The 18,836-nt window shown below is 70.0% G+C and carries 15 protein-coding genes and 1 tRNA gene; 8 read left to right on the forward strand and 8 right to left on the reverse strand.

The genetic code is table 11. The annotated features are described in order from the left end of the window. Positions 1 to 67 precede the first annotated feature (67 nt). The 6 genes from IFT89_RS12060 (at position 68) to IFT89_RS12085 (ending at position 8,616) form a co-directional block, all read left to right on the forward strand. Entirely contained in the window at positions 68 to 805 is a 738-nt protein-coding gene (locus tag IFT89_RS12060) for a hypothetical protein (protein ID WP_191940855.1), read from the forward strand. Further along, positions 802 to 2,397 (forward strand): DNA polymerase Y family protein, encoded by a 1,596-nt coding sequence (locus IFT89_RS12065; RefSeq protein ID WP_202939073.1) that lies wholly within the window; start codon positions 802 to 804, stop codon positions 2,395 to 2,397. The genes IFT89_RS12060 and IFT89_RS12065 overlap by 4 nt, the downstream gene beginning before the upstream one ends. Before the next feature lie 44 nt (positions 2,398 to 2,441). After that, the gene (locus IFT89_RS12070) at positions 2,442 to 5,864 is read left to right on the forward strand and encodes an error-prone DNA polymerase (protein WP_202939074.1); all 3,423 of its coding nucleotides are present in this window, start codon (positions 2,442 to 2,444) and stop codon (positions 5,862 to 5,864) included. A gap of 154 nt (positions 5,865 to 6,018) precedes the next feature. Then, the gene (locus IFT89_RS12075; RefSeq protein ID WP_079002213.1) at positions 6,019 to 6,495 is read left to right on the forward strand and encodes a DapH/DapD/GlmU-related protein; all 477 of its coding nucleotides are present in this window, start codon (positions 6,019 to 6,021) and stop codon (positions 6,493 to 6,495) included. A 106-nt stretch (positions 6,496 to 6,601) separates the two neighbouring features. Then, the gene (locus IFT89_RS12080) at positions 6,602 to 8,008 is read left to right on the forward strand and encodes a polysaccharide biosynthesis tyrosine autokinase (RefSeq protein ID WP_202939075.1); all 1,407 of its coding nucleotides are present in this window, start codon (positions 6,602 to 6,604) and stop codon (positions 8,006 to 8,008) included. Continuing rightward, on the forward strand, positions 8,005 to 8,616 hold the full coding sequence (locus IFT89_RS12085) for an arsenate reductase/protein-tyrosine-phosphatase family protein (protein WP_202939076.1): 612 nt from the start codon (positions 8,005 to 8,007) through the stop codon (positions 8,614 to 8,616). Before IFT89_RS12080 ends, IFT89_RS12085 begins: the two co-directional genes overlap by 4 nt. Before the next feature lie 109 nt (positions 8,617 to 8,725). Here the strand turns inward: IFT89_RS12085 and IFT89_RS12090 are convergent. From IFT89_RS12090 to IFT89_RS12105, 4 genes are all read right to left on the reverse strand, one after another. Beyond that, positions 8,726 to 8,797 (reverse strand) — tRNA-Gln (locus IFT89_RS12090). A gap of 91 nt (positions 8,798 to 8,888) precedes the next feature. Then, entirely contained in the window at positions 8,889 to 9,809 is a 921-nt protein-coding gene (locus IFT89_RS12095; protein WP_202939077.1) for an NAD(P)/FAD-dependent oxidoreductase, read from the reverse strand. Further along, a complete protein-coding gene (gene gltX / locus IFT89_RS12100; RefSeq protein WP_202939078.1) occupies positions 9,806 to 11,326 on the reverse strand; it encodes a glutamate--tRNA ligase in 1,521 nt (506 codons plus the stop codon). The genes IFT89_RS12095 and gltX overlap by 4 nt, the downstream gene beginning before the upstream one ends. Beyond that, positions 11,319 to 12,281, reverse strand: coding sequence for a LysR family transcriptional regulator (locus IFT89_RS12105; RefSeq protein WP_192018153.1), 963 nt, complete (start codon positions 12,279 to 12,281; stop codon positions 11,319 to 11,321). The genes gltX and IFT89_RS12105 overlap by 8 nt, the downstream gene beginning before the upstream one ends. A gap of 81 nt (positions 12,282 to 12,362) precedes the next feature. Between IFT89_RS12105 and IFT89_RS12110 the strand changes: the two genes are divergently transcribed. Continuing rightward, entirely contained in the window at positions 12,363 to 13,436 is a 1,074-nt protein-coding gene (locus IFT89_RS12110; protein ID WP_202939079.1) for an aminotransferase class V-fold PLP-dependent enzyme, read from the forward strand. Positions 13,437 to 13,442: 6 nt separating this feature from the next. Here the strand turns inward: IFT89_RS12110 and IFT89_RS12115 are convergent, their stop codons facing one another. The 4 genes from IFT89_RS12115 to IFT89_RS12130 form a co-directional block, all read right to left on the reverse strand. Beyond that, positions 13,443 to 14,207: a fumarylacetoacetate hydrolase family protein gene (locus tag IFT89_RS12115; RefSeq protein ID WP_064296260.1), complete on the reverse strand. Its 765-nt coding sequence runs from the start codon at positions 14,205 to 14,207 to the stop codon at positions 13,443 to 13,445. 78 nt (positions 14,208 to 14,285) lie between these two features. Beyond that, the gene (locus IFT89_RS12120; protein ID WP_191940846.1) at positions 14,286 to 15,401 is read right to left on the reverse strand and encodes a branched-chain amino acid aminotransferase; all 1,116 of its coding nucleotides are present in this window, start codon (positions 15,399 to 15,401) and stop codon (positions 14,286 to 14,288) included. 40 nt (positions 15,402 to 15,441) lie between these two features. After that, complete coding sequence (locus tag IFT89_RS12125; protein WP_191940845.1) at positions 15,442 to 16,497, reverse strand: 3-isopropylmalate dehydrogenase; 1,056 nt, start codon at positions 16,495 to 16,497, stop codon at positions 15,442 to 15,444. Positions 16,498 to 16,597: 100 nt separating this feature from the next. Continuing rightward, the gene (locus IFT89_RS12130; protein ID WP_307783498.1) at positions 16,598 to 18,121 is read right to left on the reverse strand and encodes an MFS transporter; all 1,524 of its coding nucleotides are present in this window, start codon (positions 18,119 to 18,121) and stop codon (positions 16,598 to 16,600) included. Between the two features lie 114 nt (positions 18,122 to 18,235). Between IFT89_RS12130 and IFT89_RS20580 the strand changes: the two genes are divergently transcribed. Further along, a complete protein-coding gene (locus IFT89_RS20580) occupies positions 18,236 to 18,793 on the forward strand; it encodes a TetR/AcrR family transcriptional regulator (protein WP_079705616.1) in 558 nt (185 codons plus the stop codon). Positions 18,794 to 18,836: the final 43 nt, after the last annotated feature.

The raw sequence follows: 18,836 nt of genomic DNA on the forward strand, positions 1-18,836 counted from the left end.
CGTCAGTCGTCGTCGAGACCGGATCGAGCCGGTTGACTTGTTCGAAGATATGTTCGAATATTGAGCCATGGCCCTCCGCGCACTCGTCGACTCCCCCGTCAGGGCGGACACCGCGACCGAGCTGCACGAACTCCAGGGGCGCATCAAGCGGATGCAGGGGACGCGCCTCGACACCCGGTCCCTGCCGACCGCTCCTGAGCTCTCCCGGCTCCTGCCCGGTGGCGCTCTCCAGGCCGGAGGCAGCTACTCCGTCCTCGGCTCCACGGCACTCGCCATGTCGCTCATGGCCGGGCCGTCCGCAGCCGGGACGTGGTGCGCCGTCATCGGTCTCCCGTCGTTCGGCGTAGAGGCGGCGGCCTCCATGGGCATCGACCTCGAACGGCTCGTCCTCGTCCCCCAGCCCGGTCCGGACTGGCTCACGGTCACCGCGGCCATGGCCGACGTCGCCGGCGTGCTCATCACCGCGCCTCCCGGACGGATCGCCCCGAGCGACGCCGCCAGACTCGCGGCTCGCCTCCGGCAGCGCGAAGCCGCACTGATCGTCCTCGGTTCCTGGCCGCAGAGCGATGCGACGTTGCGCGTGACCGAGAGCTCCTGGAGCGGCCTCGGGGCGGGGCACGGACATCTCCGGCATCGGCGGCTCACCGTCAGCTCGATGCTCGGCCAGGGGGCTGCGGGCCGGCCCAGGACCGCGCACCTGACGCTGCCCCTGGGATCGATCGAGGATCGCACCTCGCAGCTCGCCGGCTCCGGCCTCATCGACGACGACACGGTCGTCCGGCTCCCGATGGTCGTGAACCGATGACGACCGAACCGCCTGCGGGACCGGTCGAGCGCACCATGGTCCTCTGGTGCCCCGACTGGCCGATCGTGGCGGCACGACTCTCCGGGACGCTGTCCGAGGACACGACCGACGCTCCGCTGGCCCTGGTCGAGCATGGTGAGGTCCTGGCCTGCGACGCCAGCGCACGTCGAGCAGGAGTGCGGCGAGGACTCCGTGTCCGCGAGGCTGAGGCCCGCTGTCCGGAACTGGCGACCGCCGACTACGACCCGGTCGTCGACACCCGCGCCTTCGAGCCGATCCTCCTCGGCATCGAGGAACTCATGCCGGGCGTCCAGCCCTTCCGGGCCGGGCTCTGCGCCATCCGATCCCGAGGACCGAGCAGATACTACGGCGGCGAGTCGGCTGCGGCGGAGGTGCTCCTGGCCCGTCTCGACGAGCTCGGTGTCCCCGATGCACGGATCGGCATCGCCGACGGCCCGTTCGCCGCGGAGCAGGCTGCGAGGTCCACCGCGTTCCAGCAGGACGGTTCCCGGATCATCGTCATCCCCTCCGGAGCTTCTCCCGCCTTCCTGGCCCCGCTCCCCCTGTCCACCCTCGGGCGCCCCGAACTCAGCTCACTGCTCCACCGGCTCGGGATCAGCACCCTGGGAGCGTTCGGCGCACTGCCCGCGACCGAGGTCCGCGACCGCTTCGGCCCCGACGGCGCCCGAGCGCACCGCCTCGCAGCCGGCGCGGACGCCCGAAGCGTCGTCCCTCGCGTGCCACCCACCGAGCTGGCCGTGTCGATAGCCTTCGAGCCCCCGCTCGACCGCATCGACCAGCTGACCTTCGGGTTCCGGCAGTCCGCGGAACGGTTCATCACCGGCCTGGCGGAGGCCGGCCTCGTGACCACCGCGATCACGATCAGCATGCGGAGCGAGCGCGGGGAGCGCTCCACCCGCACCTGGCTCCACCCACGCTGGTTCACCGCCGGCGACGTCCTCGATCGCGTGCGCTGGCAGTTGCAGGGCGCGTCCAACATCGATCACGGACTCGCCTCTCCCGTCGAACTCGTCGAGGTCGTCCCGGAGACCCTCGACGACGCTGCGGAACACGAGGAAGGACTCTGGGGCAGCGGACCGGACGAACGCATCCACAGCGGACTCGCCCGCGTCCAGAGCATGCTCGGCCACGACGGCGTCGTGACCGCGGTGCCGTCCGGCGGCCGCCTCCTCCTCGACCGCCGCATCCTCGTCCCCTGGGGCAGCGTTCCGCCGGGTGGTGAGGCAGCCGTGGCCGAACGTCGGAACCGGCCGTGGCCAGGGACCATCCCGGGAGCGGCTCCCTCGACCGTCTTCGACACCGCCGTGCCGGTCGAGGTCGTCGACGCGACGGGCCAGGCTGTGGCGGTCGACGAGCGCAGCACCGTGAGTGCAGCACCCGCACGGTTCTTCGCTTTCTCGGACTGGCACGTCATCGACGGTTGGGCCGGCCCCTGGAGCATCGACGAACGCTGGTGGGACGACGACGGCCACCATCGCGTCCACCGTCTCCAGGTCCTCGACGACTCGGGTGACGCCTGGCTGCTCCTGCTGGAGGAGCAGCACTGGAGGGCTGAGGCCCGCTACGACTGAACCGCATCACGTCCGCACCACACCGCATGACGAAGGAGCCCAGCATGGGATGGAACAACCCCCCGGTCTCATGGTCGGAGTTCGAGCGCCGTCTGTCCGACGCGAGCCGTCCGGCCACCCTGCCGCTGGGAGCCGACGGTGGGGACAGCCCGGCCTGGTCGCGGAAGCGTCAACCGTACGTCCCCGAACCACCGGAGCAGCGCCCGTCGACGACGCGGGTCCCCTATGCGGAACTCCACGCGCACTCGAGCTTCAGCTTCCTCGACGGCGCGAGCCCGCCGGAGCGGCTCGTCGAAGAGGCTGCGGCACTCGGCCTGCACGCGCTCGCGCTCACCGACCACGACGGTTTCTACGGTGTCGTCCGGATGGCCGAGGCGGCGGAACGGTTCCCCGACCTCCGGACGGTCTACGGTGCCGAACTGTCCATCGGCTTGGACCGGCCGCAGAACGGCGTCCCCGACCCCGTCGGACATCATCTGCTCCTGCTCGCCCGTCGAGCAGAGGGGTATCACCGCCTGGCCGGTGCGATCACGGACGCACAACTCGCCGACGGAGCCGAGAAGGGTCACCCGATCTACGACCTCGAGCGGCTCGCCGCCTCCGTCGCCGGCCACGTGACCGTGCTCACCGGGTGCCGCAAGGGGTTCGTCCGCACCGCGCTCCGTGAGCACGGTCTGGAGGCCGCCGCCGCCGCGGTCGACCGACTCGTCGCCCTGTTCGGTCCGGAGCACGTCGTCGTCGAGTTGAGCGACCACGGCCACCCGGAGGACTCGGCGGAGAACGATGCACTCGCCGAGATCGCGGCGTTGCTCGACCTCACCGTCGTCGCCACGGGCAACGTCCATTACGCCACGCCCGAGCAGCATCGACTCCAGACCGCGCTGGCGGCCGTCCGAGCACGACGCAGCCTCGACGAGCTCGACGGATGGCTTCCCGCGGCCGGAACCGCGCACCTGCGGAGCGGCGCCGAGATGGCGGACCGGTTCGCCAGATACCCCGGAGCGGTGGCACGGAGCGTCGAGCTGGCCGACGAACTCGCCTTCAGCCTGCGGGCGGTCCGCCCGAAGCTCCCGCGACAGCGCGTCCTGGAGGGCCATACGCCCATGAGCTGGCTTCGGCACCTCGTGCTCGAAGCCGTCCCCGTCAAGTACCCCGACGCCACTCCCGAACACCTCCGACGCATCGAACGGGAGCTCGAGGTCATCGAGCAGAAGGACTTCCCCGGGTACTTCCTGATCGTGCACGACATCGTCAGTTTCGCCCGCGGCCGGGGCATCCTCTGCCAGGGACGCGGTTCCGCCGCGAACTCGGCCGTCTGCTACCTGCTCGGGATCACCGCCGTCGACTCGATCTTCTACGAGCTGCCGTTCGAACGGTTCCTCTCCAGCATGCGAGAGGAGGAGCCCGACATCGACGTCGACTTCGACTCCGACCGGCGCGAGGAGGCCATCCAGTACGTCTACGAGACCTACGGACGCCGCAACGCCGCTCAGGTCGCGAACATCATCAGCTATCGGCCGAAGTTCGCCGTCCGCGACACCGCCAAGGCGCTCGGGTACAGCCCCGGTCAGCAGGACGCCTGGTCGAAACAGGTCGAGCGTTGGGGCGGGGTCATGTCGAGCACCGACCACGACATCCCCGAGCGCGTCGTCGGCCTCGCGCAGCAGATGCTCACCCTGCCCCGGCACCTGGGCATCCACTCGGGTGGCATGGTGCTGACCGATCGGCCGGTCGGCGAGGTCTGCCCGATCGAGCACGGGCGCATGGACGGTCGCACGGTCCTCCAGTGGGACAAGGACGACTGCGCCTGGATGGGTCTCGTCAAGTTCGACCTCCTGGGTCTCGGCATGCTCTCGGCCATCCAGTACTGCTTCGACCTCGTGGCCGAACACACCGGGGAGCGCTGGACCCTGGAGACCATCCCGAAGGACGAAGCAGGGGTCTACGACCAGCTCTGCCGGGCCGACACCATCGGGGTCTTCCAGGTGGAGAGCCGCGCGCAGATGGGCATGCTGCCGCGCTTGCTCCCCCGCCGGTTCTACGATCTCGTCATCGAGGTCGCCATGATCCGCCCGGGGCCCATCCAGGGCGGCGCGGTGCACCCCTACCTGCGCCGGAAGACCGGCCAGGAGCCCATCACCTACCTCCACCCGAGCCTCGAACCGGTCCTCGAACGCACGCTCGGCGTGCCGCTGTTCCAGGAGCAGCTCATGCAGATGGCGATGGCCGTCGGTGGGTGTTCGGCCGAGGATGCGGACCTCCTGCGCCGGGCGATGGGATCGAAGCGCGGCGAGGAGAAGATCGAGAGCCTCAAGGACACGCTGTACCTCGGCATGGCCGGTAACGGCATCGTCGGAGCGGACGCCGATGCCGTGTACGCCAAGATCCAGGCCTTCGCCAACTTCGGTTTCGCCGAGAGCCACTCCCTGAGCTTCGCCCTCCTCGTCTACGTGAGCGCCTGGCTGCGTCTGCACTACCCGGGGGCGTTCCTCGCGGCCCTGCTCCGGGCGCAGCCCATGGGGTTCTACTCGCCGATGACGCTCGTCGCCGACGCCCGCAGACACGGCGTCTCCGTCCTTCGTCCCGATCTGCATCGCTCCGGCGCACAGGCCGGCCTCGAAGCGCTCGACCCGGAGGCCGCCCCCGGTGCCCCGGTCGCTCCCGGCGGACGCACGCGCTGCCTCGAACACGATCAGGGACCGACCGGGCTCTTCGATCCACTCCTTCCCGACGATTCGGCAGGACACCGGCGCGACGGCGCACTCGCCGTCCGGCTGGGTCTCTCCTCCGTCCAGGGGATCGGTGAGGAGCTCGCGAAGCGGATCGTCGCCGAACGGGAGTCCGGAGGGCTGTTCACCAGCCAGGCCGACCTGGCCAGGCGGATCGGCCTGAGCTCCTCGCAGTTGGAGTCGCTCTCGGCGGCGGGCGCCTTCGACGGATTCGGCCTCACCCGTCGTGAGGCGATGTGGGGCGCAGCGCAGGCCAGTCGGCATCGTCCCGACCAGCTCGAGGGGACGTTCACGACCGTGCAGCCGCCGTTGCTCCCGGTTCCGACGGCCGCCGAACAACTCATCTCCGACATCTGGTCGACCGGGATGTCGACCGACGACCACCCCATCCGCCACGTCCGTGCCGATCTCACACGACGAGGTGCGCTGCGGTCCGACGAACTCCTGACGGCGCAGACGGACCGTCGCGTGGAGGTCGGGGGTGTCGTGACGCATCGGCAACGGCCGGCGACGGCGAGCGGCATCACCTTCATGAACCTCGAGGACGAAGCGGGACTCGTCAACGTGATCTGCAGTGTCGGCGTCTGGAACCGGTATCGCCGCGTGGCCAGGGAAGCCCCGGCGATGGTGGTCCGCGGCATGCTGGAGCGATCACCGGAAGGCATCGTCAATCTGGTGGCGGATCGGTTGGAAGCGCTCCGGATCGGGGCGAACACCCGTTCGCGCGACTTCCAATGACCGGTCACGACCAAACCGCGGCGGCCTCCTCCTCCGAACACCCTCTACAGCACAGCACGAGACTCATGGGATTCCCAGGCAGGCCCCGGGAAGGAATGACCGGGAGCCACCCGGCGTTGTCCCCAGTGTTGAGTAGACCAGAAGGGGGTCACCCATGGCGAGAGTGTACGAAGAGATCGAAGGCCGGACCGGCGAGGTGGAACGGTACCGTCACCACCCGAACGGCAAGGGCATGGTCGCAGCTCGTGCACTGATCGATCCGTCGGCGTTCATCGAACGCACCACCTTCGTGGAGGCTGACGCGGACATCCGTGCCAACGCCTGGATCGGTGCCGGAACCTGGATCGACCGGTCCGCGGTGATCGGGGAAGGCGCCTTCATCGGCGCGAACGTCCACATCGGGGAGCGCTGTGTCATCGGACGCGGAGCGCGGGTCGGAAGCGACGCCCGTCTGGGTGCCGACGTCCAGGTCGCCCACGGCGCGAGCGTCGATCGGGATGCCAGGGTCGCAGACCGCACCGTGGTCGGCAGTGAACGACCCGTCATGACCGAACCGACGGTCCGTCAGACGAACCGCGCCCCGCGCCGACCTCGTGCGAACGGCACCGACCGGTTCGGCAAGGCCGCCTGAACGGCAGACCGCCCCACCACCGTCATGCAGGGCCCGGACTCGTGAGTCCAGGCCCTGCGTCATGTCCGCCGACGCGGCGGACATGCCAGACGACTAACATATCAGGATGGACCTGAAGGACTACCTGCGCATCCTCCGCCATCGTTGGCTGCTCATCGTCGCGATCACGCTGGGGGCCACCGCACTCGCCCACGGATACACGCTCATCACCAAACCCGTCTACCAATCGACGGGCCAGCTGTTCGTGGCCGTCACCGGTGGAGACTCCGTGGGCGACCTCAATCAGGGCAACACCTTCGCCCAGAGCCGCGTCGCCTCATACGTGATCCTCGCCACCGGCTCGACGGTGCGGTCCACGGTGGCTGACCGCCTCGACCTCGACCCCGCGTCGCTCATCGGGACGATCTCAGCGTCCAATCCCGCGCAGTCGGTCCTGATCAACATCTCCGCCGTCGACAGCGATCCGGTTGCAGCAGCCCGCATCGCGAACACCGCAGCCCAGGTGCTCGTCGACCTGGTCGACGATGTCGAGAGCGCCAACGAGGTGGGCTCCGCCGGTGCACCAGGTGATCCGACCCCGGTCGGGCTGACGATCGTGGAACCGGCGTCTCCACCCCGGTCGCCCGTTGCGCCGAACGTGCTGCAGAACCTCGCGGTGGGCGTCCTCACCGGCCTCGCCCTGGGCGTCGGGATCACACTGCTCATCGAGGTCCTCGACACCCGACTCCGTGGTCGTTCGGCGATCGAGAAGCTCACGGACACGAGCATCCTCGGCGCCTTCCACACGGAGCCCACCGACGCGGCGCAACTCATCCTCGGATCGACGGAGAGCTACAGCCGGCGCGCCGAGAGCTTCCGGCAACTTCGGACGCACCTCCAGTTCGCCTCCATCGACGGCGGACTCCGCAGCGTGATGGTCACGTCCTCGGTCCCGGGCGAGGGGAAGAGCACCACCGCGGCGAACCTCGCGCTCGTCCTCGCAGAGGCGGGGAACGCCGTCCTCCTCGTCGATGCGGACCTGCGCCGACCCCGCCAGCACGAGATGTTCGGACTCGAGGATGCGGTCGGGCTCACGACCGTGCTCACCGGCAGGATCAGCCTCGGCGAGGCCTCGCAAGCGGTCGACGGGGCGGGGCGTCTCGCCGTCCTCACCTCCGGCGAGCTGCCGCCGAATCCGAGTGAACTCCTCGGATCGGCGGCGATGGAGCGCGCGCTCTCCGAGATGGAACGCGCGTACGACGTGGTGGTCATCGACACACCCCCGCTCATCAACGTCTCGGACCCGACAGCACTGTCGACCCTCGCTAGCGGGGTTCTGCTCGTGGCGTCGGCCGACGGGCGATTGCACCGCGATCAGCTCCGGCAGTCCCTCGAGAACCTCAGCTTCGTCCAGGCGAAGCTCCTCGGGGTCGTCCTCAACCGCGTCGAGGTGGCTCGAGGAGAGCAGTCGTCGTCCTACGCGCACTACCACCGGACCGCCCCGACGCGTCGACCGCGGCGGACCACAGCATGAACACCCCGCTCGATCCGCCTCCGACCCGAATCCTGATCGTCTGCACCGGCAACATCTGTCGGTCCCCGTATGCCGAGTTCCTCCTCACGAGCGGGCTGGCGGAGGTCGACGCGTGCGGCTTCGAGGTGCGGAGCGCCGGGACGGGGGCGCTGCGCGGACACCCGATCGACGCCTCGAGTGCGGCGTTGCTCGGTCCGCTCGCCGCGACGGCCGCCGACTTCACCGCGACGCAGCTCACCGCCGACCTCGTGGCTCGACAGGACGTCGTCCTCACCATGACGCGGGAGCATCGCAGCGCCGTCCTCAGGTTATGCCCGGAGGCGCTGCGTCGAACCTTCTCCCTGCGTGAGTTCGCCCGGCTCCTCGACACCGTCGACTCGGGACGACTCCCCCGCCCTCGAGCAGGGCGCTGGAAGCATCTTGGCCCCGAACTGGCGGCCAACCGGACGAGCGCGCGACTCCCTGATCCGGCGCAGGACGACGTCGTCGACCCGTTCGGTCAGGGCCCGGAGGTCTTCCGTCGGATGGCCTCGCAGATCATCCCGGCCGTCGAGCGCATCATCGCATTCGAGCGCACATCCGTGGAGGAGGATTCGGAGCCGCGGTGAGAGACGTCGGTGGTTCGGCGGCGTCGCCAGCCCACGGAGCTGCACAGCACGCCGGAAACGACGAAGGCCCGCGATGATCGCGGGCCTTCGTCGTGGTGATGCTGTACTGCTGGGGTACCTGGACTCGAACCAAGAACAACTGAACCAGAATCAGTCGTGTTGCCAATTACACCATACCCCACTGTCAGAAACGAAGCCCCGACCGAAGAACAACACTAGCCTACGGAGGCGGTCGTCTCAAATCGAGGCGTCCCGGGCGCGTCGCGGGTCACTCAGCTGGGGACGCCCGCGAGGTCCCGGTTGAGTGCTCGGGACACTCGAGCGCCGTTCCCGGCCGCGACGATGAGCTGCTGCGGACCGGGAGGCGTGATGTCGCCGGCGGCGTACACGCCCGGCACGGACGTGCGACCCCAGGCGTCGACCACGACGTACCCGTCGGTGTCGCGATCGAGTGAGAGCTGTTCCAGATATCCGAGGGGCGCGGCCCACTGCGGCCGCACGAAGCCCCCGGAGCGCGGGATGAGCGCACCGTCGGCGAGGCGGACACCGGTGAAGCCGTCGCGACCGCCGTCGAGCTCCGCGATCGCTCCGCGCTCGACCCGAATGCCCGCGGAGGCGAGCGCGGCCTCCTCGGGACCGGTGACGGTGTCGGTACCGTTCGTGAAGACGATGAGGTCCGACGACCACTGTGCGATGAGGATCGCCCATTCCGCCAGGTCCGTCGTCTCGCCGATGAGCGCGAGCGGCGCGTCGGCCTTCTCGTACCCGTCGCACTCGACGCAGCTGTGCAGATCCGTTCCGTAGAAGGCCCGCAGGTTCGTGACCTTCGGCAGCGTCTCCGTGAGACCGCTCGCGACGACGACCGTCCGGGTCACGACGTCGCGATCCGGCTCGCCGCGGACCCCCTGGGCGACGACGTGGAAGCCGTCGGTGGTCGCCTCGATCGACTGCACGGACGCGAACTGGACCTCCGCGTTCGCATAGGCGGCAACCTCCTCGCGCCCCATTCGCCGGAGATCCAGCGGAGCGATGCCGTCGCGGGTGAGGAAACCGTGCGAGCGCAGCGTCGCAGCGTGCCGTGGGCGATTGCCGTCGAGCACGAGGATGCGCCGACGCGCGCGCGCCAGGTTCAGCGCGGCCGAGAGTCCCGCGGGTCCCGCGCCGACCACGACGACGTCGTACGAGTCGTTCATGACGCGAGGTGCACGGAGAGCCGATCGAGTCGCGTGATCGATTCCGTCTTCCCGAGGATCTCGAGCGACTCGAAGAGCGGCGGGGAGATCCGACGCCCGGACGCGGCGACGCGCAGCGGGCCGTAGGCGATACGGGGCTTCAGTCCGAGGCCCTCGATGAGCGCGCCGGCGAGCGCGTCCTGGATCGAACCAGCCGTCCACTCCGACTCGGGGACGAGCTCAAGTGCGCCGATGGACGCGGCGAGCACCTCACCGGCGTTCGCCGGAAGCCCCTTGAGCGCGTCCTCCTGGTACTCGAGCTCCGCGGCACCGCGGAACAGGAAGCCGAGGAGCGCGGGGACCTCGCCGAGCAGCGCGATGCGCTCCTGGACGAGCGGGGCGGCCTGCTCGAGCACGGCCTGCTGCGCCTCGGTGACGGGCTCGCCCACCACGTCGGCCTCGACGAGGTACGGCGTGATGCGGCCAAGGAAGTCGGCCGGCTCCAGCAGTCGGATGTGGTCGCCGTTGATCGACTCCGCCTTCTTGAGGTCGAAGCGCGCCGGGTTCGGGTTGACGTCGACGACGTCGAACGCGGCGATCATCTCGTCGATCGAGAAGACGTCGCGGTCGCCGCTCAGCGACCACCCGAGGAGCGCGAGGTAGTTGATGAGCCCCTCCGGCACGAAGCCGCGGTCGCGGTGGTGGAAGAGGTTCGCCTCCGGGTCCCGCTTCGAGAGCTTCTTGTTGCCCTCGCCCATGACGTACGGCAGGTGACCGAACCGCGGGACGAAGGTCGTGAGACCGATGTCGATGAGCGCGTGGTACAGCGCGATCTGCCGCGGCGTCGACGGCAGGAGGTCCTCGCCGCGGAGGACGTGGGTGATCTGCATGATGGCGTCGTCGACGGGGTTCACGAGCGTGTAGAGCGGCTTGCCGTTCGGGCGCACGAGGACGAAGTCCGTGAACGACCCGGCCGGGAAGGTGATCTCACCGCGCACGAGGTCGTCGAAGCTGAGGTCGTCGTCCGGGACCCGCAGACGGAGCGCCGGCTCGCGGCCCTCGGCTCGGAATGCGGCGCGCTGCTCGTCGGTGAGGTCGCGGTCGAAGTTGTCGTACCCGAACTGCTTCGGCCGGCCGGCCGCCTCGTTGCGGGCGTCGATCTCGTCGGCATTCGAGAAGCTCTCGTAGAGGTGCCCGGCAGCCGTCAGCCGCGCGATCACGTCGGCGTAGATGTCGCTCCGCTCGGACTGCCGGTACGGCGCATGGGGTCCGCCGACGCCGACGCCCTCGTCCCAGTCGAGCCGCAGCCACGTGAGCGCGTCGACGAGCTGCTCGTAGCTCTCCTCGCTGTCGCGAGCGGCATCGGTGTCCTCGATCCGGAAGACGAGCTTGCCCCCCGTATGCCGGGCGTACGCCCAGTTGAACAGCGCCGTGCGGACGAGACCGACGTGCGGCGTGCCGGTCGGCGACGGGCAGAACCGGACGCGGACGTCGGTGCCGGAAGCCGTGGAGAAGGGGTGCGTAATCGTGTCAGACATCGCCTGTCATCTTAGTCGCGCCGCCCAGGGACGCGGCGATCCGCAGGAGTGCAGCGACGGCGGGGATGCGGTCCGCGTGCTCGGCGCTGACGAGGTGGAGCGCCCGGTCGTCGTCGTTGCGCGTCGGCAGCACGACCACCTCGGTCGGCAGCTGTGCGGCCGCGAGCGCGAGGGTTGGGAGCAGGGCGACGCCGAGCCCGGCCGCCACCAGGGCGGTGACCGCGATCGCGTTGTCGGTCTCGTGCGCGATGACGGGCTCGAAGCCGCTCGACCGGCAGAGACCGAGGAGATGACCTCGGCAACGCGGACAACCCGCGATCCAACGCTCACCGGCGAGGGCCGCGAGGTCGACCTGTCGGTCACCGGCTCGAGCGTGGCCGACCGGGAGTACGAGACGCATCGGGTCGGTTCCGAACCGGCGCACGCGGAGTCCGGCCGCGCTCTCCCGATGCGGGTCGTCCGGATCGTCCGGGTAGCTGAAGGTGATCGCGACGTCGGCTTCACCGGCACGGACCGCGGCGACGGCCTCCGGCGGTTCGGCCTCGACGAAGGAGACGCCGATCCCCGGATGCTCGTCGGCCAGGCGAGCGAGGAGCTGCGGCACGAGCATCGACGACGCCGACGGGAAGGCGACGAGGCGCACCCGCCCACTCCGCAACCCCGCGAGTGCCGCGACCTCCTCGGACGCCGCGCGCACCGCTCGGTCCACCGCCACCGCGTGTCCGGCGAGGATCGCACCGGCCTCGGTGAGGCGGACGCCGCGACCGACGCGCTCGACGACCGGCATGCCGAGCCGACGCTCGAGCCGGCGGAGATGTTGGCTCACCGCCGGTTGACTCGAGCCGAGCGCGTGCGCGGCGGCCGTGATCGACCCGGTCGAGGCGATGGCGCCGACGACGAGGAGGGAACCGGCGTCGAGGGCCGATGACGAGGGCGGCGGCGAGAGGGTGGACATCCTCGAAGCATAATCGCTCGTTATGGTTCTCATCGAGAGCCGGTCCTTGTGGCATGGATACCCGGCGAAGAGACTGGATGCATGAGCACCCTCAGCCTCCAGGAAGCCAGCGGATCCTTCCCATCCGCACCCGGCTACCTGGCCGCCTGCACGCTGGGACTGCCGACGACGGGCACGACGGACGCCATCATGGCCGACCTCTCCGCGTGGCAGGCGGCTCGAACCGATGCAGCCGCCTACGGCGCCGTCGTCGAGCGGGTGCGCGGCTCCTTCGCCGAGCTGGTCCACGTGCCGGTCCGCTCGGTCGCGATCGGATCCCAGACCTCCGCCATGGTCGCCATGGTCGCGGCGTCGGTGCCGGACGGCGCCGAGGTCCTCTGCGTCGAGGGCGACTTCAGCTCACTCGTCGCTCCATTCCTCATGCAGGCGCACCGCGGCGTGCGTGTCCGCCACGCACCGCTCATCGAACTCGCCTCCCATATCGACGCCTCGACCTGGCTCGTCGCCTACTCCGCAGTGCAGTCCGCGACCGGCGCGGTCGCCGACGTGGTCGCGATCCGTGAGGCGGCGGCCGTCCACGGCGCGCTGACGTTCAACGACCTCACACAGGCGGCCGGGTGGCTCCCCGTCGACGCCTCGGCCGACGACATCACCGTGTGCCACGCCTACAAGTGGCTCTGCGCCCCACGAGGCGTGGCGTTCATGACGGTGCGCGACGAGGTGATGGACCGCCTCCGGCCGAGCCAGGCCGGTTGGTACTCGGGCGACGACGTCTGGTCGTCCTGTTACGGCCCGCCGTTGCATCTCGCCGAGAGTGCACGACGGTTCGACGTCTCCCCCGCCTGGCAGGCCTGGGTCGGCGCCGAGCCCGCCATCGCCCTCTTCGCGGCGGTCGACGCCGTCGCCGTGTACGAGCACGACACCCGGCTCGCAGCGGCGCTCCGGGCGGGCATCGGCGAGAGCCGGTCGCTCCTCACCGGGACGGCCTCGGCCATCGTGACGTGGACGGATCCCGATGGACACGACCTCCGGGCGCTGCAGTCGGCCGGGATCACGGCATCGGGTCGCGCCGGCCGGGCGAGGGTCGCGTTCCACCTCTGGAACACCGACGACGACGTCGCAGCTGCGCTGACCGCTCTCGACCAGCGCAGCTGACGCGGGTCAGGGCCGGCGGCCGGTGTTCCGCAGGATGCCGATGCCCGAGACCTCGACCTCGACGACCTGGCCGTCGGTGAAGGGTCCGACGCCGGCCGGCGTCCCGGTCAGGATGACGTCACCCGGGAGGAGTGTCCAGACGGCGGACGCGTACTCGACGATCGCGCCGATGGAGTGCACCATGTCGGAGAGCGGGGCGTGCTGGCGGACCTCACCGTCGACGCGGGTCTCGATCGTCGCGCCGTCGAAGGAGAACTCCGTCTCGATGTAGGGGCCGAGCGGGCAGAACGTGTCGAAGCCCTTCGCGCGGGCCCACTGGCCGTCGGACTCCTGGAGGTCGCGGGCCGTGACGTCGTTCGCGATCGTATAGCCGAAGATGACCTCGTCGGCACGCTCCGCGCTGACGTTCTTGGCGACGCCGCCGATCACGATGGCGAGTTCGCCCTCGAAGTCGATGCGCTCGGACTGCTTGGGGAAGACGACGGCGTCTCCCGGCCCGACCACGGAGGTGTTGGGCTTCAGGAAGAGCAGCGGCTCGGTGGGAGCCTCCCCACCCATCTCGGCTGCGTGGTCGTGGTAGTTCTTGCCGACGGCGACGACCTTGGAACGAGGGATGACCGGCGCGAGCAGGACCGCATCAGCGAGCGGGACGCGCTCCCCCGTCGGTTCGAAGCCCGAGTAGAGCGGATCGCCGTCGAGGACGACGAGATCCGCGTCGTCGATGATGCCGTAGCGGATGGCCTGATCGTGACTGAAGCGAGCGATTTTCACCAGGCAAGCCTATCCCGAGGTGCCCCGGCGACACGGAAGCCCCGCACGAGGTGCGGGGCTTCCCAGGCTGCTCGGAGGCTACTCGGCGTCGAGACGCGTCATCCACCCGTGGCGGTCGGGCAGGCGACCGTACTGGATGTCGGTCAGTTCCTGACGCAGCGACATCGTCAGTTCGCCCGCCGGAGCGTCGGCGTCGCCCACGGTGAAGTCCTTGGCCTTCAGCTGCGCGATCGGCGTGACGACCGCAGCCGTGCCGCAGGCGAACACCTCGACGATGTCGCCGCTCTCGACGCCCTCGCGCCACTCGTCGATCGTGACCCGGCGACGCTCCACCCGGTGTCCGCGGTCCTCCGCGAGCTGCAGGATGCTGTCGCGGGTGATGCCCTCGAGGATCGAGTCCGATTCCGGCGTGACGAGCGTGCCGTCGCGCTTGACGAGGACGACGTTCATCCCGCCGAGCTCTTCGATGTAGGTCGCCTCCTGCGCGTCCAGGAAGAGCACCTGGGCGCACCCGTGCTCGTACGCCTCGGCCTGCGGGAGCAGGGAGGACGCGTAGTTGCCGCCGGTCTTCGCCGCCCCGGTGCCGCCCTTGCCCGCACGGCTGTAGTCGGTGGACAGCCAGATGGACACGGGGGTGACGCCGCCGGTGAAGTACGCGCCGGCCGGGCTGGCGATGACGTAGTAGTTGACCTTCTTCGCGGGGCGGACGCCGAGGAAGGCCTCCTTGGCGAACATGAACGGCCGCAGGTACAGGCTGGTCTCCGGCGCGGAGGGCACCCAGGCACCGTCGACGGCGATGAGCTGCTTGATCGACTCGACGAAGTACTCGACCGGGAGCTCCGGCAGCGCGAGCCGCTTGGCCGAGCGCTGCAGGCGACGGCCGTTGGCGTCGGGGCGGAACGACCAGATGGACCCGTCGGCGTGACGGTACGCCTTCAGGCCCTCGAAGATCTCCTGGGCGTAGTGGAGGACGGCGGCGGCCGGGTCGAGCGAGATCGGACCGTACGCCTGGACTCGTGGGCGGTGCCATCCACCGCGCTCGGACCAGCAGATGTCGACCATGTGGTCGGTGAAGTGCTGCCCGAAGCCCGGGTCGGCGAGGATCGCGTCGCGCTCTGCGGCGGGGACGGGCTGCTCGTTTGGGGTCACGGTGAAGGCGAGTTCGCGCTGCGCCATGGGGAGGTTGATCGTCATGATGGTGTCTTCCGTCGTGATCTGCGTGTCTGGTGGGCGTCTACCGGTTCGCCGCGAGGGCCGCGATCGCATCGCCGACCTCGGTCGTCGTGCGTGCTGCGCCGGTGCGGGCGGCGATGTCGGCGGTGACGGCAGTGGCGACTCGCGCCGCCTCCGTCTCGAGCCCGAGATGCGACAGCATCAGGGAGACGGAGAGGATGGCGGCGGTCGGGTCGGCCAGCTGCTTCCCGGCGATGTCGGGCGCCGATCCGTGGACGGGCTCGAACATGCTCGGGTACGTGCCGTCCGGGTTGATGTTTCCCGAGGCCGCGAGTCCGATGCCGCCGCTGATCGCGCCGGCCAGATCGGTGAGGATGTCGCCGAAGAGGTTGTCCGTGACGATGACGTCAAATCTAGCAGGATCCGTGACGAGGAAGATGGTGGCCGCGTCGACGTGCAGGTAGTCGACCGCGACGTCGGGGAACTCCGCGGACACCGCGTCGACGACGCGCTTCCAGAGCGACCCGGCGAAGACGAGGACGTTGGTCTTGTGGACGAGGGTGAGCTTCCGCCGACGCGCGGCCGCAGCGGTGAACGCGTAGCGCACCACCCGCTCCACGCCGTAGGCGGTGTTGACCGACACCTCGTTCGCGATCTCGTGGGGCGTGCCCTGGCGGATCGCTCCGCCGTTGCCGACGTACGGCCCCTCCGTGCCTTCTCGGACCACGACGAAGTCCACGTCGCCGGGCTCGCTCAGCGGGCTCGGGACACCCGGGTACACGACGGTCGGGCGCAGGTTCACGTAGTGGTCGAGGCTGAACCGGAGCTTGAGGAGCAGCCCGCGCTCGATGTTCGCGTTCGCGAGCCGGGGGTCGCCGGGCACGCCGCCGACCGCTCCGAGGAGGATGGCGTCGTGCGAGGCGATCGCGGCGAGGTCCGCGTCGGTCAGCACGTCGCCGGTCTCGAGGAACCGCGCGGCGCCGAGCGAGAAGGGCGTCTGCTCGAACCGGACGTCGCCACCCTGCACCGCCGCATCGAGGACCTTGAGCGCCTCGCCGACGACCTCGGGACCGATCCCGTCGCCGGGGATGACTGCGAGCTTGACGGTGCGGGACATGCGACTCCTGAGGATGCGACGACGGTGTGCGCCCAGCTTAACGCCTCCGACCTCGGGTGGATCGTGCCACCCGTCTCCGGGTGGCACGATCCACGGAGCCCTACCGGACCCGGCGCAGACCGATCGCCGCGACGAGCATGGCGGCCACGATGAGGCCGACGCCGATCCACGCTGCGACACCGACACCGCTGTCGAAGGCGTGCCGCGCGGAGTCCATGAGTGCGCCCGCGAGGTCACCGGGCAGCTGCTCGGCGACCGTCGCCGCACCACCCAGGGTCTCCCCCGCCGCCTGCTGCTGGGCGGCGGTCAGTCCGTCCGGCAGGACGACCGAGGAACGGTAGGACGCGGTGAGCACGGTGCCGAGCGTCGCCGTGCCGAGCACCGCGCCCAGCTCGTAGGCGGTCTCGGAGACACCGGACGCCGCACCGGCCTTCTCCGGCGGCGCACTCGCGATCACGAGCTCGTTCGACACCGTCTCGGCGGAGCCGATGCCGAGCCCGAGGGCGACGAACGCGAGGCCGATCCCGAGGGCCGAAACGTCTCCCCCGGTGATCGCGATGGAGGCGTATCCGACGGCGGAGACGACGAGTGCGATCGGGACCACGATGCCCGGACGGACCCGCTTGGAGATGGGCACGATCACGAGGCCGGCGATGATCATCACGATGAGGCCGGGGAGCAGGACGAGCCCGGCGTCGAGCGGCTGCAGACCCAGCACCAGCTGCAGGTGCTGCGACACGAAGAACAGCCCACCGACGAGCGCCGTCACGCTCAGCAGGTTGATGACCACGGCGCCGCTGAACGAGGCCCGCCGGAACAGGCTCAGGTCGAGCAGCGGATGCTCGAGGCGGAGCTGACGGCGGATGAACAGGACGCCGCTGATCACGCCGACGACCATCGAGGCGACCGTGAGCAGGTCGAAGCCGGCTTCCGCCAGGTGCTTGATGCTGAACACGAGTGGCGTCATCGTCAGGAGGATGAGCACGATGCTCGGCACGTCGATGCGTCCAGGGTTCGGGTCCTTCGACTCCGGGATGAGGAAGGGCGCGAGGACGACGAGCGGCAGGAGCACCGGGACGGCGAGCAGGAACACCGCGCCCCAGGCGAAGTGCTCGAGGATGATCCCACCGACGATCGGCCCGAGCGCGCTGCCGGCGGCGAACCCGCTGGCCCAGACGGCGATGGCGAACCGTCGCTGGTCGCGGTCGAGGAAGATGTTCCGCAGCAGCGAGAGCGTCGACGGCATGAGCATCGCACCGAAGAACCCGAGCGCCGCCCGAGCCGCGATCAGGAGCTCGGCGCTGGGCGCGAACGCCGCGGCGACGGAGACGACACCGAATCCGATGGAGCCGATGAGCAGGAGACGACGACGACCGATGCGGTCGCCGAGGCTGCCCATCGACACGAGCAGGCCGGCGAGGACCAGCGGGTAGATGTCGACGATCCAGAGCAGCTGCGTCCCGGTCGGGGTGAGCGCGCTCGAGATCGCGGGCAGCGCGAAGTTGAGGACCGTGTTGTCGACCGACACCAGCAGGACGGGGAGCATGAGGACGGCGAGCGCGAACCAGGCTCGCCGACCGGCACGGGGAGCGGCGACGGCGGTGGGTTCGGTGGCGGTGGACACGGTGACCTCTTTCAAAGCGTGGAGAACGGCGCCGGTCGGGCGCCGCCCGCTCGACTATACCGTCCAGCCGGTATAGTATCAATCCGAATCCGACGAGCCGAATACGATGGAGCCATGGCGAAGCAGACCGCAGCCCGAGAACGCGTCCTCGACGCCTTCGCCGAACTCCTCATCGAGCAGGGCGAACGCGCCGCCACCCTCGACGCCGTCGCCGCGGCGGCCGGCGTCTCCAAGGGCGGACTGCTCTACCACTTCGGCAGCAAGGAGGCCCTCGTCGACGGCCTCATCGAGCGGCTCTCGGACATGAGCGAGGCCGACACGGCGCGGATGCTCGCGGCCCCGGAGGGCGTCGTCGAGTACTTCGTGCGCACCTCCGTCGACTGCGGCACCCCGTTCGACCGGACGATCATCGCCGTCGCGCGGCTGGCGCAGGGACAGCACGCCCAGGCGAGCGACGCGATGGCGGACATCCGCCGGAGCTGGTTGCGCACGGTGGAGGACGCCGTCGGCGACCCCGACACCGCTCGTGCCATCGTGTTGATGTCCGACGGCCTCTACGCCAACACGGCGCAGCTCGGCATGGGGGTCAGCGACCCCGACGAGGGCAGCGACGAGTCGATCGAGCGGCTCCTGGCCGTCATCGCGCGACTGCTCCCCGCCGGCGGGCGCTGAGCCGCGACGCCCGCCGGGCGCACCGGAACGGCGTCGGCGCCTC

The sequence above is a fragment of the Plantibacter sp. CFBP 13570 genome (assembly GCF_014841395.1).
Classification (GTDB): domain Bacteria; phylum Actinomycetota; class Actinomycetes; order Actinomycetales; family Microbacteriaceae; genus Plantibacter; species Plantibacter auratus.

Bases quoted from the DNA above. Each gene is read 5' to 3' on its own strand.
- IFT89_RS12120 (WP_191940846.1), bottom strand. From the start codon at position 15,401: ATGACGATCAACCTCCCCATGGCGCAGCGCGAACTCGCCTTCACCGTG.
- IFT89_RS12110 (WP_202939079.1), top strand. From the start codon at position 12,363: ATGAGCACCCTCAGCCTCCAGGAAGCCAGCGGATCCTTCCCATCCGCA.
- IFT89_RS12065 (WP_202939073.1), top strand. From the start codon at position 802: ATGACGACCGAACCGCCTGCGGGACCGGTCGAGCGCACCATGGTCCTC.
- IFT89_RS12080 (WP_202939075.1), top strand. From the start codon at position 6,602: ATGGACCTGAAGGACTACCTGCGCATCCTCCGCCATCGTTGGCTGCTC.
- IFT89_RS12070 (WP_202939074.1), top strand. From the start codon at position 2,442: ATGGGATGGAACAACCCCCCGGTCTCATGGTCGGAGTTCGAGCGCCGT.
- IFT89_RS12085 (WP_202939076.1), top strand. From the start codon at position 8,005: ATGAACACCCCGCTCGATCCGCCTCCGACCCGAATCCTGATCGTCTGC.
- IFT89_RS12060 (WP_191940855.1), top strand. From the start codon at position 68: ATGGCCCTCCGCGCACTCGTCGACTCCCCCGTCAGGGCGGACACCGCG.
- IFT89_RS12105 (WP_192018153.1), bottom strand. From the start codon at position 12,281: ATGTCCACCCTCTCGCCGCCGCCCTCGTCATCGGCCCTCGACGCCGGT.
- IFT89_RS12095 (WP_202939077.1), bottom strand. From the start codon at position 9,809: ATGAACGACTCGTACGACGTCGTCGTGGTCGGCGCGGGACCCGCGGGA.
- IFT89_RS12125 (WP_191940845.1), bottom strand. From the start codon at position 16,497: ATGTCCCGCACCGTCAAGCTCGCAGTCATCCCCGGCGACGGGATCGGT.
- gltX (WP_202939078.1), bottom strand. From the start codon at position 11,326: ATGTCTGACACGATTACGCACCCCTTCTCCACGGCTTCCGGCACCGAC.
- IFT89_RS20580 (WP_079705616.1), top strand. From the start codon at position 18,236: ATGGCGAAGCAGACCGCAGCCCGAGAACGCGTCCTCGACGCCTTCGCC.
- IFT89_RS12075 (WP_079002213.1), top strand. From the start codon at position 6,019: ATGGCGAGAGTGTACGAAGAGATCGAAGGCCGGACCGGCGAGGTGGAA.